An 11057-nucleotide genomic window follows, 5' to 3' on the forward strand; every position below is an offset into this window, starting at 1 on the left:
AAATGATGTAGATACTTATCGTTTTGATAATAACAAAGTTATCGTTACTTTTAATAATGGTCAAATATATACGTACAATTGTATGAATTTTAACGTATTTAACAAAGTAGAGGAAATTGATTTAAAATCAAAGCTAATTCTGCACAATAATGTTGAGTTGGAAAAGTTAGAGAAAGTAAATATCTATGTAAATGATTGGGGTACTTATAAAATCAAGGTTTATTTTCTCGATGGAAAATTAAAAATATTTGATAGAAATTCTATCAAAATTGTAAGAAATATTCTTGCTAGTAAGAAGAATATGAAATATTTTGATTATTTTTATGAAATTTCAAAGAATACATTGATGATTTCTGAAAAGGATAAAAAAGGTGATTTCTACAAAAAACAATATGATTCAATTAGAAATGTTCGAGAAGATACACTGCTTGCTAAATATTTTATGAGAAAGACAACAAATTTAGATTCTAATAAAACTGTAATTTATCCTTTTGGAAATAATCTTAGTCAGATGGAAGCAGTTAATAATTCAATGAACTCAGATATAAGCATTATTGAAGGCCCTCCAGGAACAGGAAAAACATTTACTATTCTAAACATTATAGCAAATATAATGATGATGAATAAAACAGCATTAATTGTTTCCTACAATAACTTGGCTACAGAAAATATTTACGATAAAATGAAAGAAAGAAATCTTGAATTTTTTCTTTCAAAAATTGGAAATAATGATAATAGTCAAAAATTTATCGAAAAAGGTCAGGTTGATGTACCAAATTTAGAAAAATATGAACTAGATATCGAAACTGAAATAGAATACTATAAAGCAATAAGAGAATGCGAAAGTTTAACGAAGGAAATTTTATCGATTAAAAATGAAATAGGAAAATTTTATTTGCAGAGAGATGCATTAGAGGTTGAAAGTAAACATTTTGGAGACTATTTTGATACAACTAAATATGAAAATTTGAATTTATTTCGCACTAACACTAGAGTAAGTTCTTCAACTATATTTCGAATGTTAGATAAATGCGAGAAATTTGATCGTACATCTAAAGACATGACACTTTGGTTTAAATTAAAGAGTTATATTTATTATGGGGCAATTTGGAATACGATTGATAAAAAATCACCCAGTCAAATTTGTTCTTCACTTCAGAAAGAATTCTATAAAATTAAATTGAATGAAATTAACTTAGAAATCAAACGTTTAGACGATAGACTGAAAGAATTGCAACGGTCAAAAAAAGAAATTGAACTTATAGAAAAGTCCATGAGTTTATTTATGTCACACTTATATAAAAAATTTGGTGATTATAATAATGATAAAAAATTTATCAAAATTAACAAGAGAAATTCAGCTGACTTTTTTGATAGATATCCAATTGTATTAAGTTCAACTAGTTCAGCTAGATTATGCTGTTTCGAAAGAACATATGACTATTTAATTATTGATGAAGCGTCTCAAGTAGATTTGATGACAGGCGTTCTTGCACTTACATGTGCACATAATTTGATAATTGTAGGAGATTTGATGCAATTAGGTAATATTATAAAGTATGATGATATAAAGAAGTATACAGAAATATCTGATAAGTATGGTATTCCTTATGAATATCGACATGAAAACCAATGCCTTTTATCTTCAATAGTGAAAGTATTTCCTGAAGCACCACGAGTTATGTTAAAAGAACATTATCGATGTCATCCAAAAATCATTAATTTTTGTAATGAAAAATTTTACAATAACCAACTTATTGTTATGACTGAGATTGACGAGAAAATAAATGGAAGACAGCAGGTAATCAATGATGTATTAGATGTGCGAATTACAAAAAAGGGAAATCATGCGCGCGATAAATTTAATTTGCGTCAGATAAATGTCATAAAAAATGAAATTTTACCAAGTTTATTAAAGGTAAGTTCAATCGAGCAAATTGGTATCATTGCTCCTTACAACGAACAAGTATCAAAAATATCAGATGAATTAGTAAACTCTTTTGAAATTCTTACAGTTCATAAATTTCAGGGTAGAGAGAAGGATAATATTATTATCTCAACTGTAGATAATAGAATTAGTAAATTCACAGACAACCCAAATATGTTAAATGTGGCATTATCACGTGCAAGAAAAAGAGTTAAGTTAATTGTTTCTAAAGATGAAGAATACAGAAATACAAACATCGGTGATTTTATAAGATATGTTCGTTATAACAATTGTGAAGTAAGTGAAAGTAATATTTATTCTGTTTTTGATCTTTTATATAAATGTAGAGAAAATGATAAAATTGAGTACTTAAAAGGAAAGAAATTAGTATCCAAATTTGATTCAGAAAATATTACATATAATTTGATTTTAGAAATCCTTCACCAATTCCCGGAGCTAGATGTTGAATTTGATGTTCGGTTAAATCGTATTTTTAGAAAATATAATAGATTAAATGAAGAAGAAAAACGATTCGTATTAAATGCAAATACACATGTTGATTTTTTATTTTATCGTAAAATTGATAAGTCTATTTTTTTGGCGCTAGAAGTAGATGGTTATAAATATCATAAAGAAGGTTCCGAGCAGCGCAAAAGAGATGAAATGAAAGATCGAATTTTTAAACACTATAATTTAAAAATTGTACGATTCTTAACAAATGATGAACTAAATGAAAATGTATTAACACGGGTTCTAAAAAATGTTTTTAGTTATAATAGTATAAATGAAAAGTATATTCTAGATGATAGAGAAAAGAAAGAAATTACAGAACTACTTGAAAATACAATAAAAGAAGAATTGAAAGATGAAAAAACAAAAGCTAAAGAAAAAGAGTTAAAGATATTAGATGCAAAGAATAGAGTAAAAAAACAAAAAGAATTGAAAAAAAATAGTTAAGATTTTTTTATGAAAGCCTTTACAAAAACTTAATTATAGTTTAATATATGTTTATGAAACGGGTTTCATGGTGACGGTATGGGAGATAAGAAGAACTATAGTATTAAAGAAATAGCTAGAATTGCGGATGTATCTCCAGCTACAGTATCACGGGTTATGAATAAAACAACATATGTTGATGATGATAAGAAGTCACGTGTGTTGGCTGCGATTGAACAAACTAGTTATGTCCCAAATAAAGTAGCACGATCATTATTTAAGAAATCTTCTAATATTATTGGATTTATTGTTCCTAATAGTGCCAATCCATTCTTTACAGAAATTGGACGATATATGGAACAAGTAGCATTTGAACGAGGGTATCATGTCATTTTCTGTAATAGTAGTGACGATTTAGACAAAGAAAATGAGTATGCTCGTAATCTTATTTCAATGAACACAGATGGTATTGTATTAATTACCAATAACACAAAAGCAAGGCAAGAAATTACCGTTCCAGTAATTACAATCGACCGTGAGTTTGAATATGAAAATGATTTTCTATCAGTATCAAGTGATCACTATTTAGGTGGAAAACTTGCGGTAGAGCATTTATATCAAAAAGGTTGTCGTAGGATTGCTTATGTTGGTGGTATTGATCGATTATCGAGTGCAGCGTTGAGACATCGTGCATATATGGATTTCTGTAAAGAACATGGTTTAGAGAATATTACCATTGATTGTCAATTTGATTTCAATGATGGCTTAGAAAAAACAGAATATTTATTAGAGCATTATTCTGAAATTGATGGAATTATTGCCGCGAATGATATTGTTGCGTTAGCGGTTTATAAAGTATTACGTCGGCATGAAATTGATGTTCCAAAACAAGTAAAACTTATTGGCTATGATAACATTCGTGAAAGTAGTAGAGTGACACCTGCATTAACAACAATTGCTCAACCAATTCAAGAGATTGCGGAAATCACTGCAAATAACATTATTGATATAATTGAAGGAAAAGAAATTGAATTTCGAAAAGTTGTATTATCAGTCAAATTAATAGAGAGAGAAACTACATAGGGGGTAATTATGATGAAAATTGGTGTTGTTGGAAGTATAAATATGGACTTAGTTGTGGTAACAGATCGTATTCCTCATAAAGGTGAAACATTGATTGGTAATGAACTTCAATATAATGCTGGAGGAAAAGGCTCTAATCAAGCTGTTGCGATTGCTCGTTTAGGTGGCGATGTTGTCATGTTTGGGAAAGTAGGCAACGACGATAATGGTAGAAAACTTACGACCATGATGAAAGAAAATGGTGTAAACACTGATTTCATTAAAATTGAAGAAAATGCGAATACTGGACTTGCAGTTATTACAGTAGGGGAAGGAGATAACACAATTGTAGTTCTCCCTGGTGCAAATAGTGCAGTAGATATTGATTATATTGAGAGTATAAAAAAAGAGTTATTAACTTGTGGACTTGTGGTACTACAACATGAGATACCGCTTGAAACGAATGAATATATTATTCGATTATGCAAAGAAAATGGAATTAAAACATTACTAAATCCTGCGCCAGCTGCAACTGTAAGTGAAGAAATTATAGATTTAGTTGATTTCCTTACACCAAATGAACACGAAGCAGTATTGTTATTTGAAAATGAAGACGTTGAACAAATAATGATGAAATATCCTGAAAAATTAATTGTGACTCAAGGAGAAAAAGGAATTTCTCTAGCAGTTAGCGAGGAAGAAATTGTCACAGTTCCTTCACGCAAGTCTAAGGTATTAGATACAACAGGAGCAGGGGATACATTTAATGGCGCTTTTGTATATGCCTATACAAGTGGAATGCCACTAAAACAAGCTTTACGTTTTGCGAATGTGGCAGCTGGATTATCAACTGAAAAAGCCGGCGCACAAAATGGAATGCCAACCAAAGAAATGGTATTGAAAGAATTAGGAGACTAATAAAGTGAAAAAGAACGGAATATTAAATAGTGAGATTTCAAAGGTACTATCAGATATGGGGCACACAGATTATATCTGTATTGGTGATTGTGGTTTACCCGTTCCTGAAGGTGTAAAGAAGATAGATTTAGCACTAAAAATAGGAACACCTTCATTTATTGAAGTTTTAGAAGAAATAAAAAAAGACATGGTTATTGAAAAAATAATACTAGCAGATGAAATAAAAGAAAAAAATAAAACAATGTTAACTAATATTTCGTTAATTTTGCCTACTCAAGAAACCGATTTCATGAGTCATGAAGATTTCAAAAAAATGCTTAAAAATGCAAAAGCAGTAATTCGTACAGGAGAAGCTACACCATATTCAAACATAATTTTAATATCAGGAGTAAGTTTCTAAAACATGAAAAGGGGTGATTTCATTGAAGGTTGAAATGAGAGGAATAGATAAAACATTTGGTAAAGCCCAAGTTCTTAAAAATGCCTGTTTTAAATTAGAGGATGGAGAAATCCATGCATTGATGGGTGAAAATGGGGCAGGTAAATCTACACTGATGAAGATACTTACAGGTGTCTATACAAAAGATGCAGGTGAGGTTTTGGTTGATAATCAAATGGTTAATTATAAACATCCAAAAGAAGCAGAAGAAGCTGGTATTGTATTCATTCATCAAGAATTGAATGTCATTCCAGATTTAACAGTAGAAGAGAATATGTTCCTAGGAAAAGAAATTGTAAAACATGGGGTTGTCAATAAAAGAGCAATGAAGCAAAAATCACGAACAGTACTTAACCAACTTGGTGTCGATATAGAACCAACTGAAGTTTTGGGAAAGCTATCAGTGGGTAAACAACAAATGGTAGAAATCGCAAAAGCTCTTATGGTAGATGCGAAAGTACTTATTATGGATGAGCCAACAGCAGCACTTACATTAAACGAAACTGAGAAACTCTTTGATGTTATTCGTACATTGAAAAAAAATGGTGTATCTATCGTTTATATTTCTCATCGTATGGAAGAAATATTTGAGTTATGTGATCAAATAACAATTTTAAGAGATGGTGAATATGTTGGTGATAAAAAAATAGCTGAGACAAGTATGAATGAGATTGTGAAAATGATGATTGGTAGAGAAATTGGTGATCGTTTTCCTAAGATTGATAAAGAACTTGGTGACACTGTATTAGCGGTGGAAAACTTAAATAAAAAAGATTTGATTAAGAATGTTTCATTCTCAGTACATGCAGGTGAAATATTAGGTGTCTCTGGACTCATGGGTGCAGGTCGTACTGAGATTATGCATGCTATATTTGGAAATCTTAAATTAGATAACGGTACTATTTACTTAGAAGGTAAAAAAGTGAATATTAAAAATCCACTTCAAGCAAAGAAATTAGGAATAGGGTTTATTACTGAAGATAGAAAAACAGAAGGTTTAATGTTACCTTTCTCTATTCGTGAAAATATTGCAATTGCGAATTTAGAGGCACTGTCTAATCCATTAGGAGTTATCTACGCAGGAAAAGAAAAAGCGATGTGCGAAGCAGAATCTAAAAACTTTAGGGTGCGTAGTACTGGTATTGAACAAGCAGTGGGCTCATTGTCAGGCGGTAATCAACAAAAAGTTGTTTTCGCAAAGTGGGTTGCGACAAAACCAAAACTATTAATTTTAGATGAACCTACAAGAGGTGTCGATATTGGCGCTAAAAAAGAGATATACATGATTATGAATGAACTTACCAAACAGGGTGTTGCGATTATCATGGTCTCTTCTGAACTTCCTGAAATTATTGGCATGAGTGATCGTGTACTCGTTATTCATGAAGGTGAAGCAGCAGGAATACTTAGTAAAGAACAAGCAACAGAAGAAAATATTATGACTCTTGCAACAGGGGGTAAATTGTCATGAAACAATTGAAAAAAATCAAATTTCAAGAATTCGGATCGTTAATTGCATTATTCTTATTAGTTATCGTTATTAGTTTTATTAGTAAAGATTTTAGAACAATTGATAACTTCTTATCATTATTAAGACAGTCTTCAATCAATGGATTAATTGCATTTGGAATGACATTAGTTATTCTTACAGGTGGTATTGATTTATCGGTTGGATCAGTCTTAGCCTTTACAGCAGCGATTGCTGCAAAGCTTATTGTATCAGGAGTATCTTCACCTATTGCCATGTTAATTGCATTAATTATAGGTGTTTTATTAGGATTACTTACAGGACTAATGATTACGAAAGGAAGATTACAACCCTTTATTGCAACATTGATTTCAATGACTGTGTTTAGAGGAGCAACAATGATTTTCTCTAAAGGTAAACCAATATCTGGTTTAGTTGGAAATGATGCTTTTAGTAACTCATTCTTAAGTTTCATTGGTAAAGGAAGTGTATTAGGAATTCCAACCCCAGTGTGGATACTCGTTATATCATTTATACTTGTCTACTTCCTTTTGCATAATACAACATTTGGTAGAAAAGTTTATTCAGTAGGGAGCAATGCTAAAGCTGCAGCACTTGCAGGTATTAATATTACAAAAACAAAGTTAATGGTTTATGCATTTTCGGGATTCTTCGCATCATTAGCAGGAATGATTTTATTATCAAGACTAGGTTCGGCACAACCAACATTGGGTAGTGGTTATGAACTTGATGCTATTGCAGCTGTTGCACTGGGTGGTACTAGCTTGAGTGGTGGACGTGGAAAAATATTTGGAACATTAATTGGTATTCTTATTATTGCAGTATTAAACAATGGATTAAATATCATTGGTGTTACATCGTATTATCAAGATGTAATAAAAGGAGCAGTTATTTTAATTGCAGTCTTATCCGATAAGGAAAGATAGAAGCAATTCTAATAAGAAAAGGAGAAAGAAAAAATGAAAAAAGTATTATCGTTTTTAGTAACACTACTACTTGTAGTAGGACTAGCTGGATGTTCTACAGGAGAAACACCAGCAAAAACCGCAACACCTGCAACAGGTGGAAACACAGATCCAGCAAAGATGGTTGTTGGACTATCCGTATCAACATTAAATAATCCATTCTTTGTAACATTAGTTGATGGCGCAAAAGCAAAAGCTGCTGAATTAGGTGTAGAACTTATTGTTGTTGATGCTGGTGATGATTCAGCAAAACAAGTAAACGACATTGAAGACTTAATGTCAAAAAACATTCAAGTATTAATTGTTAACCCAGTAGACTCAAGTGCAGTTGCACCTGTTGTTGGGGATGCTATTGCAAAAGGAATTAAAACAGTTTCAGTTGACCGTGGAGTAGAAGGTCAAACAGTTGATGTTGCTATTGCATCTGATAATGTAAAAGGTGCTGAACTTGCAACTGAATATTTAGTTGAACTTGTAGGGCAAGGGGCTGAAGTAGCTGAATTAACAGGTATTGAAGGATCTTCAGCAGCAATCGATCGTGGAAAAGGATTCCATAATGTTGCAGATGCTAAATTAAATGTTGTTGCATCTCAAACTGCTAATTTCAATCGCGCAGAAGGATTGAGCGTAATGGAAAATATTTTACAAGCAAATCCAAATATTCTAGGTGTATTTGCACATAATGATGAAATGGCATTAGGAGCTATTGAAGCTGTTAATGGTAAAGATATTGTTATTATTGGATTTGATGCAACAGATGATGCACTAGCTGCTATTAAAGCGGGAACAATGGCTGCTACAGTAGCACAAAAACCAGCACTTATGGGTGAAACAGCTGTTGATGCAGCAGTTAAACTTATTAAAGGTGAAACAGTGGATAGTGTTATTGGTGTTGAAGTTGAATTAGTTAAAGAATAAAATATAATAATTTCGGCAATGTATCATTTGATACATTGCTTTTAATATGAGTAAACAAGGGATGACATGAATATCTAATTAACAGTATATTCTGTTATATAATAGACGTTATTTTATTGTGTAATGGTATGGATTTGATATAATGAATTCAAAATAAGAGGTAATGATTATGAATAGTTTTTTTCGTATATTATTGACAATATTAAAGTGGACTATTTTTCTACCCGTATATTTATGTATTATACTAGTTGTAGGTATTTTTAAAGCAATATCATCGAATTAGAAATGATGAGCATGTTATGTAGGAGAACAGAAATGACAAAAAGACCAATTATAATAGATACAGATCCAGGAATTGATGATGCAGTTGCAATCGCAATCGCATTATTTTCTGAAGATTTAGATATAAAGTGTATCAGTACGGTTTCAGGAAATGTTGGCTTAGATAAGACAACATTTAATGCATTACGTTTACTTAAATTCTTTGGCAAAGAAAACATCCCTGTAGCTGCTGGTGCAAGTCAACCGCTTCTAAGACCAATTGTTGATGCGAGTGAAATTCATGGTAAAACTGGAATGGAAGGATTTGATTTTGAAGATCCCGACATGAGTTTACTTCGAAAAGAAAGTTCAATTGAATTAATGAAACAAATATTATTGGATAGTAATGAACCAGTTACTCTTATGCCTATTGGACCGCTTACGAATATTGCATTACTTTTATTAACTTATCCAGAAGTAAAACCAAAGATAAAAGAAATTGTTATGATGGGTGGTTCTACTGGTAGAGGAAATTGTGGTGTTATGTCTGAATTCAATTTTCATGCTGATCCAGAAGCTGCTAGAATCGTTTTTAAAAGTGGATTAAAATTAACAATGGCTCCACTTGATGTAGGCGTACGCGCCTTAATATCAAAAGAAGTCAGTGAAGAGATACGGATGATGAACAAAACAGGAAACATGTTTTATGAGTTATTTAGTCGTTATCGCGGCAGTTCATTTGAAACAGGTCTAAGAATGTATGATAGTTATGCAATTGCCTATATTCTTGAACCAAGTATTTTTGAAACAGTAAATGCATTTGTGGATATTGAAACAAAAGGTGAATATACTTCAGGATGTAGTGTAGTTGATTTGAAAGGTTATCTAAAGCAAGAAAGTAATGCAACAGTTTTGTTAGGAGCTAATCCAGAGAAATTTGAACAATGGTTTTTAAAAAGTGTTAAGAAGTGTTGTTAAAAAAACAAACTCTATGAGTTTGGTTTCATTTGCTATTTTTCTTTAACAGGTATTAATAAATCAAGTTGCATATTTTCAGGTTCAGTATTTTCTAAATGAATATGACTATAATAATTCAAATGTTCATCAAGTAAACCACACATATGTTCTTGATCTGACCAATCTCCTGCAAACTCGTATTTATCATTATTATTTACCCATTCTGCAAGACCTTCCCATTCATTGAAATTACCGAAATGAATCATATGTGCAGCATATAAACCACCCTTAAATTCTTTCTTAATGAGGGGAGCTGGTACATCAAAATCAGGAGGAATAGTTACCCATGTTTCATAGCCATGATAGCCTGTTTCGTCTACAGGGTTAGGATGGTTAAAACCATAATGACGCAAATCAGGTTTAATTTCAGAAAGCTTTGTTTTGCGCACAAATTGATCAATTAAATTGTTTGAATGTGTTTCTGGGTCATCACCAATGTGATGAGCAGCTGCAACAGTTGATGGTGGTAAGTAAAGAATACGCACATCATTAAATTTTTGGTTATCATTAACTTTTTTTAAATTTTTCATCATTTGATCCTCCTTAAAGTTAATTGTGATAATACTAAGTGAATCGATAGTATTCATTAGTCCTTCATTGTTTTCAATTAACTGTAGTAAAGGTAAATGAGTAGTTTCACTAATCTCAACAATGAATTGAAGGAGGATTTCTTTGATGGTTGATAATGCGGTTAATTCTTCATTAAGTTCACTAATATTTTGTTGAAAGATTTTGATTGTTTCAAGAGCATTTTCATTTAATAAAATGATTTTAATTTGCTTAACAGAAATTCTCAGTTTACGTAATAAGAGTATTTGTTTTAAACGTTCTACCATATTTTCATCATACATACGATAGGCATAATCGTCTTTTTTATAACTTGATATTAAACCGACTTGTTCATAATAACGAAGCATTCTAGTAGAAATACCGAGTGATTTTGAAACTTGCGTTATTGTATTTGTATTCATCACAGTCCTCCATTACTTGTACTATAAACGATGACACGGTGTTAAAGTAAAGATGTTCTTGTATAATGTTAGTATAAATTATTGTAGGAGAAAGCGATATGAGTTATATACAAAATCTGAGAAAATATGTAGGGCATGATGAAATCTTATCAGT

General features: G+C 31.3%; 9 protein-coding genes. 8 read left to right on the forward strand and 1 reads right to left on the reverse strand.

Annotated features, from left to right (window positions below):
* The 8 genes from RSB60_RS08770 to rihC all read left to right on the forward strand — a co-directional run.
* Window positions 1–2884: AAA domain-containing protein (locus tag RSB60_RS08770; protein ID WP_332615804.1), on the forward strand; the 2884-nt coding region annotated here is incomplete at its 5' end.
* A gap of 78 nt (window positions 2885–2962) precedes the next feature.
* Entirely contained in the window at window positions 2963–3946 is a 984-nt protein-coding gene (locus tag RSB60_RS08775; protein WP_332491704.1) for a LacI family DNA-binding transcriptional regulator, read from the forward strand.
* 9 nt (window positions 3947–3955) lie between these two features.
* Window positions 3956–4843: a ribokinase gene (gene rbsK, locus RSB60_RS08780; RefSeq protein WP_332615807.1), complete on the forward strand. Its 888-nt coding sequence runs from the start codon at window positions 3956–3958 to the stop codon at window positions 4841–4843.
* A 4-nt stretch (window positions 4844–4847) separates the two neighbouring features.
* On the forward strand, window positions 4848–5243 hold the full coding sequence (gene rbsD, locus RSB60_RS08785) for a D-ribose pyranase (RefSeq protein ID WP_323382838.1): 396 nt from the start codon (window positions 4848–4850) through the stop codon (window positions 5241–5243).
* Window positions 5244–5277: 34 nt separating this feature from the next.
* Window positions 5278–6753 carry a sugar ABC transporter ATP-binding protein gene (locus RSB60_RS08790; RefSeq protein WP_332615809.1) on the forward strand — a complete coding sequence of 492 codons (1476 nt, stop codon included), beginning with the start codon at window positions 5278–5280 and terminating at the stop codon, window positions 6751–6753.
* Window positions 6750–7697, forward strand: coding sequence for an ABC transporter permease subunit (locus tag RSB60_RS08795; RefSeq protein WP_323382836.1), 948 nt, complete (start codon window positions 6750–6752; stop codon window positions 7695–7697). Before RSB60_RS08790 ends, RSB60_RS08795 begins: the two co-directional genes overlap by 4 nt.
* 33 nt (window positions 7698–7730) lie before the next feature.
* Window positions 7731–8654 (forward strand): substrate-binding domain-containing protein, encoded by a 924-nt coding sequence (locus tag RSB60_RS08800; RefSeq protein ID WP_332475633.1) that lies wholly within the window; start codon window positions 7731–7733, stop codon window positions 8652–8654.
* 315 nt (window positions 8655–8969) lie between these two features.
* The gene (rihC, locus tag RSB60_RS08805) at window positions 8970–9893 is read left to right on the forward strand and encodes a ribonucleoside hydrolase RihC (protein ID WP_332615811.1); all 924 of its coding nucleotides are present in this window, start codon (window positions 8970–8972) and stop codon (window positions 9891–9893) included.
* Between the two features lie 32 nt (window positions 9894–9925).
* Here the strand turns inward: rihC and RSB60_RS08810 are convergent, their stop codons facing one another.
* On the reverse strand, window positions 9926–10903 hold the full coding sequence (locus tag RSB60_RS08810; RefSeq protein ID WP_332615813.1) for an effector binding domain-containing protein: 978 nt from the start codon (window positions 10901–10903) through the stop codon (window positions 9926–9928).
* Window positions 10904–11057: the final 154 nt, after the last annotated feature.

The organism is Anaerorhabdus sp., assembly GCF_036657415.1.
Lineage (GTDB): Bacteria > Bacillota_I > Bacilli_A > Erysipelotrichales > Erysipelotrichaceae > Anaerorhabdus.